Origin of the sequence: Streptomyces sp. Ac-502, assembly GCF_045222935.1 — a bacterium.
Lineage (GTDB): Bacteria > Actinomycetota > Actinomycetes > Streptomycetales > Streptomycetaceae > Streptomyces > Streptomyces monomycini.
In genome coordinates, this window is the sequence record NZ_JBHFFO010000001.1 from 1618417 (window position 1) to 1637777 (window position 19361).

The window sequence follows — 19361 nt, forward strand, 5'->3', positions numbered from 1 at the left end:
TACCCCTTCCAACGCCAACACCACTGGCTCGCCGCCCCCGCCTCCCCCGGCAACCTCACCGCAGCCGGGCTCACCGACGCCGAACACCCCCTCCTCGGCGCGGCGGTGGAGTTCGCCGACGGGCAGGGGCAGATGTTCACGGGGCGGCTGTCGCTGGCGGCCTACCCCTGGCTCGCCGACCACGCCGTGCAGGGGTCGGTGCTGCTGCCCGGTACGGCGATGGTCGAGCTGGCGCTGTTGGCGGGTGTCCGGCTGGGGACGCCGGTGGTGGAGGATCTGACGCTGGAGGCCCCGCTACGGCTGGACGGCGTCGAGGTGGACGTACAGCTCGCCGTCGGTCCGCAGGAGGACTCCGGGAGGCGGCCCGTGCGGCTGTACTCCCGCAAGGCTGAGGGCGCCGAGTGGGTCCGGCACGCCACCGGCACGCTCGCTCCCGTACCGCAGGACACCGTGATCGACTCCGGCCGGACCGGCGCTGCCTGGCCTCCCGCCGGGGCGGACGCGATCCGGACCGACGACCTTTATGAGCGGCTGGCCGAACACGGCTACACCTACGGTCCGGCGTTCCAGTGTCTGCGGCGTGCCTGGCGGCAGGGGGACGAGCTGTACGCCGAGGTGCGGCTGCCCGGGGAGGCGGTGGGCACCGTCGCGTCGGACGACGAGGGCCTGTTCACGGTGCATCCGGCGTTGCTGGACGCCGCGCTGCACGTACTGGCGCTGGAGTCCCTGCCCGAGGCGGGCGAACCGGCCGTGTTCCGGCTGCCGTTCGCGTGGAGTGACGTCCGGCTGTTCGCCGCGGGCGCGACCGGGTTGCGGGTGCACCTGGCGTGGACCGCGCCCGACACGGTCGCGCTGACCGTCTCCGACGAGGCCGGGAACCCCGTACTGACCGTCGGGGCCCTGGCGGTGCGTCCCTTCTCGGCCGAGGCGCTCGCGGCCGCCCCGACCTGGCCCGACGGCCTGCACGGAGTCGATTGGACGCCTCTGCCGGCGCCTGCCGCGACGTCCGCGGAAGCGCCGGCGGCCGTGGGGAACGATCTCTGGGAACTGGCCGGAACGGACGCGCGCTACGCGGAGTTCTCCGCCGTGCCCGATGGTGTCCCGGCGGTCCTGGTGTCGTACGCCACGGAGCACGGCGAGGAGGTTCCCGCGGCGGTGCACCGGATGACCGCCGAGGCGCTGACAACCGTCCAGGAGTGGCTGGCCGGGGAGCGGTCCGATGACGCCCGGCTGGTCGTCGTGACCTCGGGTGCCGTGGAGGCCGGTGAGGGCGACCGGGTGCGGGATCCGGCGGCCGCGTCCCTGTGGGGCCTGGTGCGTTCGGCACAGACCGAGTACCCGGGGCGCTTGCGGATCGTCGACATCGACGGCAGTGCGGAGTCCCGTGCGGTCCTGGCGGCCGCGCTGACCGGCGGCGAGCCGCAGATAGCCGTACGGCGTGGGCAGGTGTACGTGCCCAGGCTGGTCAGGCTCGGCAGTGGCCGGGACCAGTTGGTGCCGCCTTCCGGTGCCGAGAACTGGCGGCTCGACGTCACCGCCAAGGGAACGCTGGAGAACCTGGCGTTGGTGCCGTGTGAGTTGCCGCCGCTGGAGCCCGGCCAGATCCGCATCCGCGTCCACGCCAGCGGCCTGAACTTCCGCGACGTCCTCATCGCCCTGAACATGTACCCCGGCGACGACGCCGTCATCGGCGGCGAAGCCGCCGGCATCATCACCGAAACCGCCCCCGACGTCACCACCCTCACCCCCGGCGACCGCGTCTTCGGCCTCTTCCCCCACGCCACCGCCACCCACGCCACCACCGACCACCGCCACGCCACCCACATCCCCCACCACCTCACCTACACCCAAGCCGCCACCCTCCCCGTCACCTACCTCACCGCCTACCACGCCCTCCACCACCAAGCCCACCTCCAACCCGGCCACAAAATCCTCATCCACGCCGGCACCGGCGGCGTCGGCATGGCCGCCATCCACCTCGCCCACCACACCGGCGCCGAAGTCTTCGCCACCGCCCACCCCACCAAATGGCCCACCCTCCACAACCTCGGCCTCGACAACAACCACATCGCCAACTCCCGCACCACCGACTACGAACACCACTTCCGCACCACCACAGACGGCCACGGCCTCGACACCATCCTCAACACCCTCGCCGGCGAACACACCGACGCCTCCCTCCGCCTCCTCCACCCCGGCGGCCACTTCCTCGAAATCGGCAAAACCGACCCCCGCGACCCCCACACCATCGCCACCCAACACCCCCACATCCACTACCACACCTTCGACCTCCAAAACGACACCACCCCCGACCACATCCACCACCTCCTCACCCAAATCCACCACCACCTCACCCACCACCACATCCCACCCCTGCCCACCACCACCTACGACATCCGCCACGCCCCCCAAGCCTTCCGCCACCTCCAACAAGCCCGCCACACCGGCAAACTCGCCCTCACCCACCCCCAACCCCCCAACCCCCACGGCACCACCCTCATCACCGGCGGCACCGGCACCCTCGCCACCCACACCGCCCGCCATCTCGCCACCCACCACGGCGCCGGGCACCTCCTGCTCGTCAGCCGACGCGGGCCCGCAGCCGAAGGCACCGCGCAGCTCGTCGAAGAACTCGCCGCACTCGGTACCCGCGCCACCGTCGTCGCCTGCGACGTCACCGACCGCGACGCCCTCGCCCGCCTCCTCGCCGGCATCCCCGCCGAACACCCCCTCACCGCCGTCGTCCACACCCCCGGCGCCCTCCACGACGCCCCCCTGCACACCCTCACCCCCGAACAACTGCACCGGGTACTGCTGCCCAAGGTCGACGCCGCCTGGCACCTGCACGAGCTGACCCGCGACCTGGACCTGAGCCACTTCGTCCTGTTCTCCTCGGTCGCCGGCACCCTCGGCAACGCGGGCCAGGCCAACTACGCCGCGGCCAACGCCTTCCTGGACGCCCTCTCCCAGCACCGGCGCGCCGAGGCCCTGCCCGGTACGTCCCTCGCCTGGGGCCTGTGGGGCGAGGAGAGCGGGATGACCGGCCACCTGGACCAGGCCGCCCTGTCCAGGATCAGCCGTACCGGGGTCGTTCCCATGACGCCGGACCAGGGGCTGGAACTGCTGGACGCCGCTCTGGCCACCGGCCGGCCGGTGGCCGTGCCGGCTCCGCTGAACCTGTCCGCGCTGCGCCGCCAGGCCGACGCCGGCTCCTTGCCGGTCCTGCTCAGCGGCCTCGTCCGGGCTCGGCTGCCGCAGATCGCGGCCGGCACCGCGGGCGCCCCCTCCGGCGACGCACCGCTCGCCGCACTGGCGGGGCTGTCGGCTCCCGAGCGGAAGCGGGCGCTGCTGGACCTGGTACGGACCCACGTCGCGAAGGTGCTCGCCCACTCCGAACCCGAATCGGTCGAGGCCGAGCGCCCGTTCAACGAGATCGGCTTCGACTCCCTGACCGCGGTGGAACTCCGTAACCGGCTGGGCGCGGCGACGGGCCTGCGGCTGTCGGCCACCCTGATCTTCGACCACCCCACCCCGGCCGCGCTCGCCCGCCACCTGTTCGACCTGCTCGACGACCGGCCGGAGCCGGCGGCTCCCGCACCCGTGCGCAAGGCCGCGGACACCACTGGCGACACGGCCGACGCGGGCGACGAGGCGATCGCGGTGGTGGCGATGAGCTGCCGTTATCCGGGCGGCGTCGCCTCGCCCGAAGAGCTGTGGCAGCTGTTGGCCGATGGGGTCGATGCCATCGCGGAGTTCCCGGCCGACCGTGGCTGGGACACGTCCGGCCTCTACGACCCGGAGCCCGGTACGCCCGGCAGGACGTACACCCGGCACGGCGGCTTCCTCTACGACGCGCCGCTGTTCGACGCCGAGTTCTTCGGTATGAGCCCGCGTGAGGCGACCGCTGCCGACCCCCAGCAGCGGCTGCTGCTGGAGACCTCCTGGGAGGCGTTCGAGCGGGCCGGTATCGACCCGGCGACCCTGCGCGGCAGCGACACCGGTGTCTTCGCCGGGACCAGCTCCCAGGACTACACGGCGCTGTTGGACGCCGCTCCGGAGGAATCCGGCGGCTACCGGCTGACCGGCAGCTCGGCCAGCATCATTTCCGGCCGGGTCGCCTACACCTTCGGGCTGGAGGGCCCGGCGGTCAGCGTCGACACGGCGTGCTCCTCGTCCCTGGTGGCCATTCACCTGGCGGCCCAGGCACTGCGCAACGGCGAGTGCTCGCTCGCCCTGGCGGGCGGAGCGTCCGTACTGGCCACGCCGACGCTGTTCGTGGAATTCAGCAGGCAGCGAGGGCTCGCCGCCGACGGCCGCTGCAAGGCGTTCTCCGCCGACGCCGACGGTACCGCCTGGGGCGAAGGCGTCGGCATGCTCCTCCTCGAACGCCTCTCCGACGCCCAGCGCAACGGACACCCCGTCCTCGCCGTCATCCGCGGCAGCGCCGTCAACCAGGACGGCGCCAGCAACGGACTCACCGCACCCAACGGGCCGTCCCAGGAACGCGTCATCCGCCAGGCACTCGCCAACGCACACCTCCAACCGGGGGACGTGGACGCGGTCGAGGCACACGGCACCGGGACGACGCTCGGCGATCCCATCGAGGCCCAGGCACTCCTCGCCACGTACGGCCAGGAACGGCCCGAGGACCGGCCACTCCACCTGGGCTCGCTGAAGTCAAACATCGGCCACACCCAGGCCGCCGCAGGCGTCGCCGGCGTCATCAAGATGGTCATGGCCATGCGCCACGCCACCCTCCCCAAGACGCTCCACATCACCGAACTCACCCCGCACGTGGACTGGAGCACGGGAGCGGCGCGTCCGGTGGCCGAGACCACGCCGTGGCCGGAGACCGGACGCCCCCGGCGAGCAGGCATCTCCTCCTTCGGCATGAGCGGCACCAACGCCCACCTCATCGTCGAACAGGCGCCGGAAGCACCGGAAGCACCGGCACTTGAGGTGCCGGCCGCGGACGGCACGGCGGCACCGGCTCCCGGAGTGGTGCCCTGGCTGCTGAGCGGCCGCTCCGCCGAAGCGCTGCGGGCGCAGGCCAGGCAGTTGCTCACCCATCTCGAAGCGGTCCCCGATGCCCCGGACGGGGACGTCGCCCACGCCCTGGCGACGACCCGCGCGGTCTTCGAGCACCGTGCGGTCGTGGTGGCGGCGGACCGGCAGCAGGCGTGCGCCGGGCTGGCCGCGCTGGCGGCGGACGGGCCGGCGCCCATGCTGACGCAGGGCCTCGCCGCATCCGGCCATCAGCCGGTCTTCGTCTTCCCCGGGCAGGGGTCGCAGTGGGCGGGCATGGCCCTGGAGCTGCTGGAGAGCTCCGCGGTCTTCCGCGAGCGGATGCGGGAGTGCGCGGAGGCGCTGGCCCCGCACACCGGCTGGGACGTGTTCGACCTGCTGCACGGCAAGGACGGCGCGACGATGGACACCGCCGACACCGTGCAGCCCGCCCTGTTCGCGGTGATGGTGTCGCTGGCCGCCGTCTGGCGCGCGCACGGCGTCGAGCCGGCCGCCGTCATCGGCCACTCCCAGGGAGAGATCGCCGCGGCCTGCGTCGCGGGGGCCCTCACCCTGGAGGACGCGGCCCGCGTGGTCGCCCTGCGCAGCCAGGTTCTGGACGCCCTGCGGGGACGCGGGGGCATGCTGTCCGTACCCCTGCCGCAGGCGGAGGTGGCGGAACTCCTCCAGCACTGGGACGGCCGGCTGTCCGTCGCGGCGGTCAACGGCCCGCGGTCGACGGTGGTCTCCGGCGACACCGACGCCCTGCACGAGCTGCACCAGCGCTGCACCGAGCGGGACGTACGCAGCAAGGTGATCCCCGTCGACTACGCCTCGCACTGCGCCCAGGTGGACGACGTCCGCGACCGCCTGGCCGAGGTGCTGGCCTCCGTCTCCGCGCGGCCCGCGGACATCCCGTTCTACTCGACGGTCACCGCGGACGAGGCCGACACCACCGGACTGGACTCCGGCTACTGGTTCCGCAACCTGCGCGGGACCGTGCGGTTCGAGGAGACCGTCCGCGCGCTGGTGGCCGACGGCCACCACACCTTCATCGAGATCAGCCCGCATCCGGTGCTGACGACGAGCCTGCGGGAGACGGTGGAGGAGCTCGACATCCGCGGCGGCGCCACCGTACTGAGCACGCTGCGCCGCGACGAAGGGGGCCCGGCCCGGCTGCTGTCCTCGCTGGCGGAGGCCCATGTCCGGGGCCTGCCGGTGAACTGGACCGCGGTGTGGCCGAGCGGCCCGCGCAGCGCCTGCGACCTGCCGACGTATCCCTTCCAGCGGCGCCGCCACTGGGTGCGGCCGGCCGCGCACCGGACGGAACCCGCACAGCTGGGGCTCCGGACGGCGGGTCACCCGCTGCTCGGCGCGGCCCTGCCGCTGGCGGACGGTGCCGGCCTGGTCCTCACCGGCAGCCTGTCGCGCACCACGCTTCCCTGGCTGGCCGACCACCAGGTGGCCGGTACCACGTTGCTGCCGGGGACCGCGTTCCTGGAGCTGGCCCTGCACGCCGCCGAGGAGGCGGGCTGCCCGGGCGTCGAGGAACTGACCGTGCTCGCCCCGCTGACGCTGTCCGACGAGACCGCCGACGTCCAGCTGACCGTCGGCGCCCCGGAGGAGGACGGGCTGCGGCCGTTCCAGATCCACTCGCGTCCCGGGAAGGCCGACGCCGACCAGCCCTGGACCCGGCATGCCGCCGGCACCCTGGGCACGGCGGACCACTCCGCCCCGGAGCGGACGGCGCAGGCGCTGACGGAGTGGCCGCCGCCGGGCGGTGTCCCGATGGCGCTCGACGGGCACTACGACACCCTGGCGTCACTGGGCTACGAGTACGGGCCGGCCTTCCAGGGGCTCTCGGCGGCATGGCGTGCGGGCGAGGACCTGTACGCCGAGGTCGCGCCGGCCGAGGAACTGGCGGAGTCGGACACCTCCGGGCTGCACCCGGCCCTGCTGGACGCGGCCCTGCACGCCCTCGGCCTGGACGCCGCGGAGGCCCAGGACGGCGTACGGCTGCCGTTCGCCTGGCACGGTGCCCGCCTGTACGCCCGGGGCGCCCGGGCGCTCAGGGTGCGGCTCCGGCCCGCCGGTACGGACGCGGTGGCGCTGACCGTCTGCGATCCGGCCGGGCAGCCGGTCGCCTCGGTGGAGTCGCTGGTCCTGCGGACCGTCGAACCCGGCCGGCTGGCCGGTGGCCCGGACACGTCCGACGCGCTGTTCCGCGTGGAGTGGTCCGCGGTGTCCGAGCCGTCCGAGAGCCCCGAGCTGTCCGGGGACGACAGCCGTTGGGCCGTGGTGAACTCCCCCGCCCTGGCCGGCGCCCTCGGCGCCGAGTCCTGCGCCACTCTGCGGGAGGCCGCCGACTCGGTGCCCGACGTGGTGGTGGTCGAGGGCCTCGCGTACGGCGACGGCGACGGTGACCTCGCCCAGGCCACGCACGAAGCGACGTACCGGGCCCTCGGCCTGGTGCAGGAATGGCTCGCCGACGAGCGGTTCGCCTCCTCGAAGCTGGTGTTCCTGACCCGCGACGCGGTGGCGGCGGCACCGGGCGACCGGATCGGCGACCTGCCGCACTCCGCGGTGTGGGGGCTGCTGCGCACGGCCCAGTCGGAGCATCCCGGGCGCATCGTGGTGATCGACCTCGACGGCAAGGGGAGGTGTACGGGAAGGTCCGCGCCGCCGTGGCCACCGGCGAGCCGCAACTCGCCGTGCGGTACGGAGAGTTGTCGGCGGCCCGGCTCGTACGGGCGACGGTGTCCGAGGGTCTGGAGCTGCCGTCCGGAGCATGGCGCCTGGAGAACACCAGCGAGGGGACGATCGACGGACTCGCCTTGGTGCCGTGTGAGTTGCCGCCGCTGGAGCCCGGCCAGATCCGCATCCGCGTCCACGCCAGCGGCCTGAACTTCCGCGACGTCCTCATCGCCCTGAACATGTACCCCGGCGACGACGCCGTCATCGGCGGCGAAGCCGCCGGCATCATCACCGAAACCGCCCCCGACGTCACCACCCTCACCCCCGGCGACCGCGTCTTCGGCCTCTTCCCCCACGCCACCGCCACCCACGCCACCACCGACCACCGCCACGCCACCCACATCCCCCACCACCTCACCTACACCCAAGCCGCCACCCTCCCCGTCACCTACCTCACCGCCTACCACGCCCTCCACCACCAAGCCCACCTCCAACCCGGCCACAAAATCCTCATCCACGCCGGCACCGGCGGCGTCGGCATGGCCGCCATCCACCTCGCCCACCACACCGGCGCCGAAGTCTTCGCCACCGCCCACCCCACCAAATGGCCCACCCTCCACAACCTCGGCCTCGACAACAACCACATCGCCAACTCCCGCACCACCGACTACGAACACCACTTCCGCACCACCACAGACGGCCACGGCCTCGACACCATCCTCAACACCCTCGCCGGCGAACACACCGACGCCTCCCTCCGCCTCCTCCACCCCGGCGGCCACTTCCTCGAAATCGGCAAAACCGACCCCCGCGACCCCCACACCATCGCCACCCAACACCCCCACATCCACTACCACACCTTCGACCTCCAAAACGACACCACCCCCGACCACATCCACCACCTCCTCACCCAAATCCACCACCACCTCACCCACCACCACATCCCACCCCTGCCCACCACCACCTACGACATCCGCCACGCCCCCAAGCCTTCCGCCACCTCCAACAAGCCCGCCACACCGGCAAACTCGCCCTCACCCACCCCCAACCCCCAACCCCCACGGCACCACCCTCATCACCGGCGGCACCGGCACCCTCGGAGCACTCCTGGCCCGGCACCTGGTCACTCAGCACGGCGTCCGGCATCTCCTGCTCGCCGGCCGACGCGGACCCGACGCCGACGGCGCCGCGGAGCTGACCACCGAACTCACCGCCCTCGGTGCCCAGGTCACGATCGCCGCCTGCGACGTCGCCGACCGCGACGCCCTCACCGACCTGCTGGCCGGCATCCCCGCCGAGCACCCCCTCACCACCGTCGTCCACGCCTCCGGCGCCCTGCACGACACCCCTCTGCACACCCTCACCCCCGAAGAACTCGACCACGTCCTCCGTCCCAAGGCCGACGCCGCTCTCCTGCTGGACGAGCTGACGCGCTCGGCGGACCTGGACGCGTTCGTGATGTTCTCCTCGGCAGCCGCCACCGTCGGTTCGCCGGGTCAGGCCAACTACGCGGCGGCCAACGCCTTCCTGGACGCCCTGGCACACCGGCGCCACCGCGAAGGCCTGCCCGCCGTCTCGATGGCCTGGGGCCTGTGGGAGGACGCCTCGGGGATGACCGGGCACCTGGCGGACACGGATCACGGCCGGATGGCGCGCGGCGGCGTCCGCCCGCTCCCCGCCGGAACCGGCCTGGCGCTGTTCGACCGGGCTCTGACCGGCGCCGAGCCGGTGGTGGTGCCCGCCCTGCTGGACACCGCCACCCTGCGCGAGCGCGCCGCGGCCGGCACCCTGCCCGCACTGCTGACGCGCCTCTTCCGGGCCCCGGTGCGCCGGGCGGCGCAAGAGGGCGGCGCGGCCCCGGCGGCCGGCTGGGACCGCAAGCTGGCGGCCCTGCCGCCGGAGGACCGGCACCGCGCACTCCTCGACCTGGTCCGGGTCCATGTGGCCACGGTGCTCGGATATCCGGATCCGGGGGCGGTGGACGACCAGCGTCCGCTGAAGGACGCCGGCTTCGACTCGCTGACCGCCGTCGAACTCCGTAACCGGCTCGCCGAGGCGACCGGGCTGCGGCTGCCGACGACCGTCGTCTTCGACCACCCCACCCCCGAGGACCTGGCCCGTCATCTGCTGGCGCGGCTGCTGCCCGAGGAGCCGACGGTGCCCGACCCGGCCCTGGCCGGACTGTCCCGTGTCGAGGCGGTGCTGGCGGGCGCGGTGCCCGTCGACGACGCCGTACGGCGGGAGATCGTCCAGCGTCTGGAGACGCTGGCCGCCACCTGGGGCCGTACGCCGGAGCCCGCGCGGCGCCCGGCGGCCCAGGAGATCGCGGAGGCCACGCCGGACGAGCTCTTCGCCCTGATCGACAACGACTACGGCCCTTCGGCCCCCTGACGCCCGCCCGGCCGACGCCGGCAAGGAGAACACCACGATGACCAATGAAGAGAAGCTGCTCGCCTATCTGAAACGGGTGACGGCCGACCTCCAGGAGACGCGGGAACGCCTGCGGGAGACGCGGGAGGCGGCCTCCGAACCGATCGCGATCACCGGCATGAGCTGCCGCTTCCCGGGGGCGTGGAAACCCCTGAGGAGCTATGGCGCCTGCTGGAGTCGGAGTCCGACGCCATCAGCGCCTTCCCCGGCAAGCGGGGCTGGGACCTGGAGGCCCTGTACCACGCCGATCCGGACCACAAGGGCACCGCCTACGCCACCGGCGGTGGCTTCCTGCACGACGCGGGTGACTTCGGCGCCGACTTCTTCGGCATCAGTCCCCGCGAGGCCACCGCGATGGACCCGCAGCAGCGGCTGCTGCTGGAGCTGGCCTGGGAGACCTTCGAGGGCGCGGGTATCGTGCCGGCGACCCTGCGCGGCAGCCGTACGGCCGTCTTCGCGGGCGTGGTCGACCAGCGTTACGGGCCGCCGCCGCACGAGGCTCCGGAGGAGTCCGAGGGCCAGCTCATGACCGGTACCGCCAACAGCGTGGCTTCCGGGCGGGTCTCCTTCACCTTCGGGCTGGAGGGGCCGGCGGTGACGGTGGACACGGCCTGCTCCTCGTCCCTGGTGGCCATTCACCTGGCGGCCCAGGCACTGCGCAACGGTGAGTGCACCATGGCCCTGGCCGGCGGTACGACGGTGATGGCCACTCCCAGCACCTTCATCGAGTTCAGCCGCCAGCGTGGGCTCTCCCCCGACGGCCGCTGCAAGGCGTTCTCCGCCGACGCCGACGGCACCGGACTGGCCGAGGGCGCGGGGCTGTTGCTGCTGGAGCGGCTGTCGGACGCCCGGCGCAACGGACGCCGCGTACTGGCCGTGATCCGTGGTAGCGCCGTCAACCAGGACGGGGTGAGCAACGGGCTCACCGCGCCCAACGGGCCGTCCCAGGAACGCGTCATCCGCCAGGCACTGGCCAACGCACGCCTCCAACCGGGAGACGTGGACGCGGTCGAAGCACACGGCACCGGGACGACGCTCGGCGATCCCATCGAGGCCCAGGCACTCCTCGCCACGTACGGCCAGGAACGGCCCGAGGACCGGCCACTCCACCTGGGTTCGCTGAAGTCCAACATCGGCCACACCCAGGCCGCCGCAGGCGTCGCCGGGGTCATCAAGATGGTCATGGCCATGCGCCACGGTGTGCTGCCCAAGACCCTGCACGTCAGCGAGCCCAGCCCGCACGTCGACTGGGACGCGGGGGCGCTCTCCCTCCTCCGCGCCGCCACCCCCTGGCAGGCCAAGGAGGACCGGCCCCGCCGCGCCGCCGTCTCCTCCTTCGGCATCAGCGGCACCAACGCCCACCTCGTCCTCGAACAGGCACCGCCCGCCGACGGCACGACGGACGGGCCGCCCCCGCAGGACGTGCCGCTGCCGTGGATCGTCTCGGGGCGCAGCCGTACGGCCGTACGGTCCCAGGCGCGGCGTCTGCACCGGTACCTGCTCGACCGGCCCGAGGCCTCGGCCTCCGACATCGGGCTGTCGCTGGCGACCACCCGGACCCACTTCCCGCACCGCGCGGCCGTGATCGGACGGGACCGGAAGGAGCTGGCGGGCGCCCTGGAGGCACTGGCGCGGGACCGCGGAAGCTCCTCGGTGGTCCGGGGCACCGCCGCCGGCTCGGGCGGGACCGCGTTCCTCTTCTCCGGCCAGGGCAGCCAGCGGCCGGGCATGGGAGCCGGGCTGAGCGAGACGTTCCCGGTCTTCGCCAAGGCCCTGGGCGAGGTCTGCGACCACCTGGACGTCCATCTGGACCGTCCGCTGCGGGACCTCCTCTTCGCCGCGCCGGACAGCCCGGAGGCGGCGCTGCTGGACCGTACCCGCTACACCCAGCCGGCGCTGTTCGCCCTGGAGACGGCGCTGTACCGGCTGCTCGCCCACTGGGGCGTCACCCCGGACCGGCTCATCGGGCACTCCGTCGGGGAGCTGACCGCCGCGCACGTGGCCGGTGTCCTCGACCTGCCCGACGCGGCGGCGCTGGTGGCCGCCCGGGCGCGGCTGATGGACACGCTCCCCGCGGGCGGCGCCATGATCGCCGTGGAGGCCGAGGAGGACGAGGTCCGCGAGCGACTGTCGGGCCTGGCGGACCGGGTGGACATCGCCGCCGTGAACGGTCCCCGGGCGCTGGTGCTGTCCGGTGAGCGGGAGGCCACCGAGCGCGTCGCCGGTCACTTCCGGGAGCTGGGACGGCGTATCAAGCCGCTGCGGGTCAGCCACGCCTTCCACTCGCCGCTGATGGAACCGATGCTGGAGGAGTTCCGGGCGGTCGCCGGGTCGCTCACCTACCACCCGCCGGTGATCCCGGTCGTCTCCAACGTCACCGGTCGGCCGGCCGGGGCCGGGGAGCTGTGCTCGCCCGACTACTGGACCCGGCACATCCGCGCGGCCGTCCGCTTCCACGACGGCCTGCGCCGGTTGAGCGAGGACGGTGTGACCACCTACCTCGAACTGGGGCCGGACGCCGTGCTGACCGCTCTCGCCCAGCTGTCGCTGCCCGCCGGGCAGCACGTGTTCGCCCCCTCCTGCTCAAGGACCGGCCCGAGGCCGAGCGCCTGGTGGACGGTGTGGCCCGGGCGTGGGCGAACGGCACGGAGGTCGACTGGGACGCCGTCTTCCCGGGCTCCCGCCACGTCGAGCTGCCCCCGCACGCCTTCCAGCGCCGCCACTACTGGCTGCCCTCGGCCGCCGCACGCGGTGCACGGCGGCCGGACGGCGCCCAGGCGGGGTTCTGGGACGCGGTGGCCCGCCAGGACCTGGCCGGGCTGGCGGAGTTCCTCGGGCTGGAGGAGGAGCGCCGGTCCGCGCTGAGCGAGGTACTGCCGGCCCTGTCCGCCTGGTGGCTCCGTACGGCTCCGGAACCCGCCGCCGAAGAGGAGGAGCCGCCCGGCCGGACGGCGGACGTCACCAAGCAGCGGCAGTTGGCCGAAAGCCTGGCCGGCTCCACCGTCGCAGAGCAGGAGCAGGCCCTGCTGGAGATCATCCGTACCCACTCGGCCGCCGTGCTGGGGCACGCGGAGCCGGGGGCCGTCGCGGCGGACGCCCGGTTCATGGATCTGGGCTTCTCCTCCTTCACCGCGCTGGACCTGCGCAACCGACTGTGCGAGGCCACCGGGCTGCTGCTGCGGCCGGTCGTCGTCTTCGACCACCCCACGCCGGTGGCCCTCGCCCGATACCTGCGCACCGCACTCGGTGCGCGGAACGACCAGGAGTGACTGATGACTTCGAACAACACCCGGCGCACGGTGGTGGTCTGCGGGGCGGGCCCGACCGGGCTGATGCTGGCCGCCGAACTCCGGCTGGCCGACGTGGACGTGGTGATACTGGAGAAGCGGCCGGGCGGCACCGACGACCGCGAATCGCGGGCGCCGGGCGTCTACGCGCGCACGGTCGAGATCTGGGACCAGCGGGGCATCCTGGAGTCGTTCACCGGCAGCCGCACGGGCCGGTACAGCCACTTCGCGCTGCTGCCGGTGGGTGTGGACCTGGGCGTGCTGGACAGCCCGCACGCCGTCATGCTGCTGCCGCAGGCCCGCATCGAGCGGGTGCTCGCCGAACGGGCGGCCGCGTTGGGCGCGGAGATCCGGTACGGCCACGCGGTCACCGGCCTGCGGCAGGACGAGGAGGCCGTCGAGATCGAGGTGACGGGCCCGGACGGCCCTTACCTGCTGCGGGCCGCCTACGCCGTGGGCTGCGACGGGGGCGCAGTGCGGTCAGGGCACTCACCGACGTGGACTTCCCCGGCACCGACGCCACCGCGGACGTGCTGCTGGCGGACGTCTCCGGCATCAGCCGCGACCTGCCCGGCCTCAAACTGCACCCGTTCCCCTTCGTCCGTACCGGGCGGGGCTGGATGGCGGTCTCGGCGGTGGCCGTGTCGCCCTCGGGCGAGGACGTCCTGCGGTTCATCATCGGCGACTCCTCCCGGCCGCCGGTGCGGCGCGCGGAGGCGCCGAGCTTCGCGGAGGTGTGCGAGGCGGCGGCCGCGGTCGCCGGCATCGACCTGTCCGGGGCGACGCCGCACTGGGTGAGCCGGTTCGGCAACACCACCCGGCAGGCGGCGCGTTACCGCATCGGGCGGGTGCTGCTGGCCGGTGACGCGGCCCATGTGCATCCGCCGTTCGGCGGCCAGGGGCTCAACCTCGGGGTGCAGGACGCCGTGAACCTGGGCTGGAAGCTCGCGGCCGAGGTCCACGGCCGGGCGCCCGCGGGCCTGCTGGACAGCTACGAGCGCGAGCGCCACCCGGTGGCCGCCCGCGTCCTGCTCAACACCCGCGCCCAGAACGCGCTGATGGCGCCGGGGCCCGACATCGACGCGCTGCGCACGGTCTTCGCCGAGTCCCTGGAGGCGCCGGAGGTCAACGAGCGGCTCGCCGGGGAGCTGAGCGCGGTCGACGTACGGTACGACCTGGGCGACGCGCACCCGCTGGTGGGCATGCGGATGCCGCACCGCGAGCTGACCACCCCGGACGGGCGCGGGACCAGCACGCTGCGGCTGCTGGAGCGGGCCCGGGGCGTCCTGCTGGACCTGAGCGGCGATCCCGGCCTGAAGGGCGCGGCGGACGGCTGGGCGGCCCGGGTGGACACGGTCGCCGCCACCGTCACCGCAGTCGCCGCCACGGGCGGTACGGAGGGCACGGACGGTACGGACGGGTCGCACGGTACGGACGACGACCTGGCCGCCGTACTGATCAGGCCGGACGGCCATGTCGCCTGGGCCGCGCCCCGCAACCGCCCCGTGGACCTCCGGGCCCTGGAGGCCGCCCTGCACCGCTGGTTCGGCCCGGCCTCCGCCACGGACCCCCGGTGAGCGGACCCACCGCACCACCTTCTACCGAACCCCTGGACCAACCGCATTCCCCACCCCGCGTTTTCCCGTACCGAGAGGAACCGACATGCCGCTGATCGACCCCTTCACCGCCGCCGTATCGATGTGCTCCGCCTGCGCGGCCGGCATGGACACCAAGCCCGCGGCCGTGACGGAGGAGCCCTCCGACGACTGCTTCACCCTCACCGGCCTGAGCGAGACGGTCGACCTCGACTACCGGGCCGTCGAGGAGTCCGGCTTCCACGCCGGGGACCGCAGCACCCACACGGACGAGTTCTTCGACACCGACGGCGCCTCGGTGGGCCATCTGATCGGGCACAGCTGGAAGGTCCTCAAGCAGGCCGACGGCCGGCTGATGGCGTTCTACCGCGAGGAGATCGACCTGCCCGACGGGCAGATCCAGACGGCCGGCTGGATCGACGTGAACGCCATCCTCGCCGGGGAGTGGCAGGCGCTCCACGCGGTGGGGACCGGCGGCCGGTTCCTCGGCAAGGTCGGGGTACGCGAGCTGCGCAGCGAGGTTCTCCGGAAGCGTTTCCGGGCAAACCTTGTGTTGTGCGGTGCGGTGAGCCGCTGAGTCCCCGGGGCGGCGGTGCGCCGCCGCCCCCGCTCGCTCCCGTACGCGGCCCGCCCGTACGCGGCGCACCGCCGCCTCCGCACTCCGTACCGAACCATGGGGTTCGGTCCGTACCCGTACCGCATGCTTTGCCGCGGTTCATTGACCGTCTTGAGCACGGCTGGCTACGTTTTCACCCAGTCGGTCCGGGCACGGCGCGAAACGGCGCCGCATTCTCCGGCCAGAAACTTGGAGTAGCACGTGCGGTACAGGATTCTGGGAAAACTTCACGTCATGCACGACGGCGAGCCGGCCTTCCTTTCGGCCCACAAGAAGGAGGTCATCCTCGCGGCGCTGCTGGCGAGAGCGAACCGCGTGGTGCCGATCGACGAACTCATACCGGAAATCTGGGGCGACCGGTCACCGCTGCGGGCCACCACGACCGTACACGTCCGTATCTGCGAACTCCGCAAATTCCTGCGCTCGTGCGGAATGCCGGAAAGCCCGGTGATCACGCGCTCGCCCGGCTACTTCATCCGTGTCGAGCCGGGTGAGCTGGACGCCCAGGTCTTCGCCGACCTCGCCGCGCGGGGGCAGGAGGCGTCGCAGGCCGGGCGGCACCACGAGGCCGTGGAGGCGCTGCGCGGCGCCCTGGACCTGGCCGGCGAGGACTCCCTGGTGGGGCTGCGCGGCGGTCCGATCGTCAACGGTTTCGCGAACTGGCTCGACGAACTGCGGCTGTCCTGCACGGAATCCCTGCTGGAATCCGAGATCGCGCTGGGCCGCCACCGTGACACGGTCAGCCGCCTGCAAACCCTTTTCGCCCAGCACCCTCTGCACGAGGCGTTCCACCGTCAGCTCATCATGGCGCTGCACCGCTGTGACCGCCGGGCCGACGCGCTGCGGGTCTATCAGCTCGCCCGGAACATTCTCCAGAAGGAACTCGGCCTGGAGCCGTGCCTGGCGACCCGGCGCGTCCACCACGCGGTGCTCACCGCGGACGAGGATTTCCACGCGAAGGCGGCGGCATAACCGTACCGGGCCCCGGCGGAATGTCCGCCGGGACCGAAAGGCGCGGCATTCCCGGGGCGGGCGGCCGGCCGTTCTCCAGCTGGTGCAGTGCCTCGGCCAGCCGGGACCGCCCGGAGACGTTCAGCTTCCGGTACACGGCGGTGAGGTGCTTCTCCACGGCCCGCTGGGTCACCCCGAGTTCCGCCGCGATCTCGCGGTTGCTCAGGCCGCGGGCGGCCAGCCGGGCGGCGGTGAGCTGCCCGCCGGTGGGCCCGGCGGGCACCGCGGCCCAGGCGGTGGACGGGCTGCCGGTGCGGGCGGCGAGGTCGGGCACGCCGCATTCCCCGGCGAGCGCCGTGCCCTCGCGCAGCAGGGCGGTGGCCCGCCGGTCCCCTTCCCGGGCGCGCAGCCGGCCCAGTTCCAGCAGGGCCCGGGCCAGCTCCAGCCGGTTGTGCGAGGCGCGCAGCACTTCCACCGCCTCCGTCAGCAGGGCGGTGCCGGGCGCGCCTTCGCTCAGGGTGCCCCGCACCCTGAGCGCCCGGCCGAGTGCCGCCGGGGCTCCCCACGCCCGGGTGCGGTCGCACGCTTCCCGGGTCAGTTCGTCGGCGGCCGCCCGGTCGCCGAGGCGGTGCAGCGCGAGGGCCGCCAGGGAGCGCCAGGGAAAGAGGGCCGAGTCGCGCCATCCGGCCTGTTCCAGGCGCCTGCCGCAGGCGAGGAAGTGGTCGGCGGCCGCCGCCGGGTCGCGTCGGAGCCAGGCCTGCTGGCCCCGCAGCATCCGGTGACTGACACCGCGGTAGACGTCGGTGACGTCCGGGCTCTCGGGGCCGGCGCCCTCGTCGACGAGACGGTCGCACAAGCGGGCATCCATGGTCTCGATGGCGACCATGGACAGCGCGATGGTGGCCGCGGTGTTCGACGGCCAGCAGTCGACGGCCAGTCGCCGCGTCTCCAGCGCGAGTGCCCTGGCCCGCGTCATGTCCCCGGAAGACAGCAGCACCAGGGACCGGCCGGTGCCCGCCATCACCCGGGGGACCAGCGCGTTCTGTTCCACGGCCCGGTCCAGCAGGGTCTGCGTCCAGGCCGGCAGGCCCTCCAGCGCGTCCGCCGACAGGAGGATGAGCAGCAGCAACGGCAGGGTGGTGTAGGTGACTTCGGGCACCGGGGGCTCGTGGGCCAGGATTCTGCGGGCGAGCCGTAGCGTGTCCGCGCGCGTGACCTGCCCGGCCGCCATCGCGTCGTGCAGCATGACGGTCGCCAGCTCGCGTTCCGCGATCGTCGACAGGCGCGGCTCGGGCCCCAGGTCCCGCAGCCGCCGCACCGCCCCCGCCAGGCGTTCCGGGGTGGTGGGCTCCGCGCAGTGCAGGCGGGCCCGCAGGCGCAGGGACAGCTGGTGCTCCACCTCCTCCGGGGCTCCGGGGGCCAGGGCGGCCTCGACCGTGCGCAGCAGGGCGGCCGTCTGCGGTGGCGCGGTGTCGAAGACGGGCGGTGAGATGCGGGTCAGCGCCACGGCCCGTTGTCTGGCCGAGGGCAGCAGGGGCACGGCCTGCGACGCGTGGCGCGCGGCCATCCAGGGGTCGTAGACCCGCTCCACGCCGGCCAGGTCGACCAGGACGGCGGCCCGGTCCTCGCCGTCCGTGGACGTCTCGCGCAGGGCCCGCCGCAGGTAGCACACCGCCTCTTGCGGCGCGCCGCGGTCGAGGGCGGCTTCCGCCGCGGCACGCAGCACGGTGACGGCCCACCGCCCGTCGCGGGAGGTGTCCGGGTGCGCGGCCATCAGGCGGGCCGCGACCTGTTCGGCGGGGTGTCCCGTACGGTGCAGCAGCACCGCGGCGTCGCCCATGAGCCGGTGCAGGTCCGCCGCGGCGACGGTCTCCCGCGCGGCTTCGAGGACGACCTGGTGCGGGAAGGCTGGCGGGCGGCCGTCCGGGTGCGGGGCGAGCAGGCCCAGCCCGCGCAGGGCCCGTTCGGCGACGGCGCAGCCGACCGGGTCCAGTCCGGCCAGCGTGCCCACCAGTGACCGGTCCGCCTGTTCGGCCAGTACCGCGAGGGCTGTGGCGAACTCGGGCACGGGCGACGGGAGTTGTCTGATAAGCAGGGTGAGGTGGTCCCTGAGCGGGGACGGGCAGACCCGGGCGACGGCCCCGGCGTGTTCGGCGGACGGCCGCAGGCCCGCCCGGTGCAGCTCGTCGCCGAGGTGGACGGTGAGCATCGGGTTGCCGCCGGCGGCACGATGGCAGGCGTCCGCGAACGCCTCGTCCGCCGGTTCGCCGAACTGCCGCTCCACCATAGCTCGTACGGCCTGCCGGGACAGCGGGCGCAGCCGTAGCACCGCCGCACTGCTCTCCAGGATGTCCCGCACCAGCGGGGTGGCACCCCGGGGGTCTCCGTCGGCGAGGGTGGCCACGACGGTGACGGGCCTCGCCAGGGGGCGCTTGGCGACGTACGCGAGCCAGCGCAGCGACGCCTCGTCGGCCCAGTGCAGATCGTCCACGGCGATCAGCAACGGCGCGTCGGCGGCGATGTCCGCCATCTGGGCGCGCAGTCGCCGCAGTACGGGGTGGGGTACCGCCTCCTCCGGCGACGCGGGGTCGTACAGGAGCATGCCGTCTGCCTGTGCGGGCTCGAAGAGCTGGTGGACCACGCCGAGGGGAAGTCCCGTTCCGACCAGGCGGCGTCGGCCCGCAGTACGCGTGTCCCGGTGTCCTCCGCCCGTGCCGACACCTCGTCGAGCAGTTCGCTCTTGCCCGCGCCGAAGCCGCCGACGACGACGGTGAGGGGCTGCCC

General features: G+C 73.6%; 6 protein-coding genes and 3 pseudogenes. 8 read left to right on the forward strand and 1 reads right to left on the reverse strand.

Going from position 1 to position 19361, the window contains the following annotated elements:
- Positions 1-132: 132 nt before the first annotated feature.
- The 8 genes and pseudogenes from ACEXOX_RS07245 (at position 133) to ACEXOX_RS07280 (ending at position 16598) form a co-directional block, all read left to right on the forward strand.
- On the forward strand, positions 133-7908 hold the full coding sequence (locus ACEXOX_RS07245) for an SDR family NAD(P)-dependent oxidoreductase (protein ID WP_406526256.1): 7776 nt from the start codon (positions 133-135) through the stop codon (positions 7906-7908).
- Positions 7842-8672: pseudogene (locus tag ACEXOX_RS07250) on the forward strand (zinc-binding dehydrogenase); the annotation flags it as partial. The gene ACEXOX_RS07245 and the pseudogene ACEXOX_RS07250, both read left to right, overlap by 67 nt.
- Before the next feature lie 100 nt (positions 8673-8772).
- Entirely contained in the window at positions 8773-10089 is a 1317-nt protein-coding gene (locus ACEXOX_RS07255) for a type I polyketide synthase (protein WP_406526257.1), read from the forward strand.
- Between the two features lie 37 nt (positions 10090-10126).
- Positions 10127-13019 (forward strand): annotated as a pseudogene (locus tag ACEXOX_RS07260) (type I polyketide synthase); the annotation flags it as partial.
- The gene (locus ACEXOX_RS07265; protein WP_406526258.1) at positions 13011-13397 is read left to right on the forward strand and encodes an acyl carrier protein; all 387 of its coding nucleotides are present in this window, start codon (positions 13011-13013) and stop codon (positions 13395-13397) included. The pseudogene ACEXOX_RS07260 and the gene ACEXOX_RS07265, both read left to right, overlap by 9 nt.
- Before the next feature lie 38 nt (positions 13398-13435).
- Positions 13436-14992, forward strand: a pseudogene (locus tag ACEXOX_RS07270) (FAD-dependent monooxygenase); the annotation flags it as partial.
- Between the two features lie 85 nt (positions 14993-15077).
- Positions 15078-15587: an allene oxide cyclase barrel-like domain-containing protein gene (locus ACEXOX_RS07275; RefSeq protein ID WP_406519605.1), complete on the forward strand. Its 510-nt coding sequence runs from the start codon at positions 15078-15080 to the stop codon at positions 15585-15587.
- A 273-nt stretch (positions 15588-15860) separates the two neighbouring features.
- Positions 15861-16598, forward strand: a complete 738-nt coding sequence (locus ACEXOX_RS07280; protein WP_406519606.1) for a BTAD domain-containing putative transcriptional regulator — start codon at positions 15861-15863, stop codon at positions 16596-16598.
- On the opposite strand, the gene ACEXOX_RS07285 is transcribed toward ACEXOX_RS07280, so the two are convergent.
- Positions 16558-19218, reverse strand: coding sequence for a LuxR C-terminal-related transcriptional regulator (locus ACEXOX_RS07285; protein WP_406519607.1), 2661 nt, complete (start codon positions 19216-19218; stop codon positions 16558-16560). The genes ACEXOX_RS07280 and ACEXOX_RS07285 overlap by 41 nt on opposite strands.
- Between the last annotated feature and the right edge of the window lie 143 nt (positions 19219-19361).

Excerpts from the sequence above, each read along its gene's own strand:
- ACEXOX_RS07275 (WP_406519605.1), top strand. The coding sequence starts at position 15,078 with ATGCCGCTGATCGACCCCTTCACCGCCGCCGTATCGATGTGCTCCGCC.
- ACEXOX_RS07245 (WP_406526256.1), top strand. The coding sequence starts at position 133 with ATGTTCACGGGGCGGCTGTCGCTGGCGGCCTACCCCTGGCTCGCCGAC.
- ACEXOX_RS07280 (WP_406519606.1), top strand. The coding sequence starts at position 15,861 with ATGCACGACGGCGAGCCGGCCTTCCTTTCGGCCCACAAGAAGGAGGTC.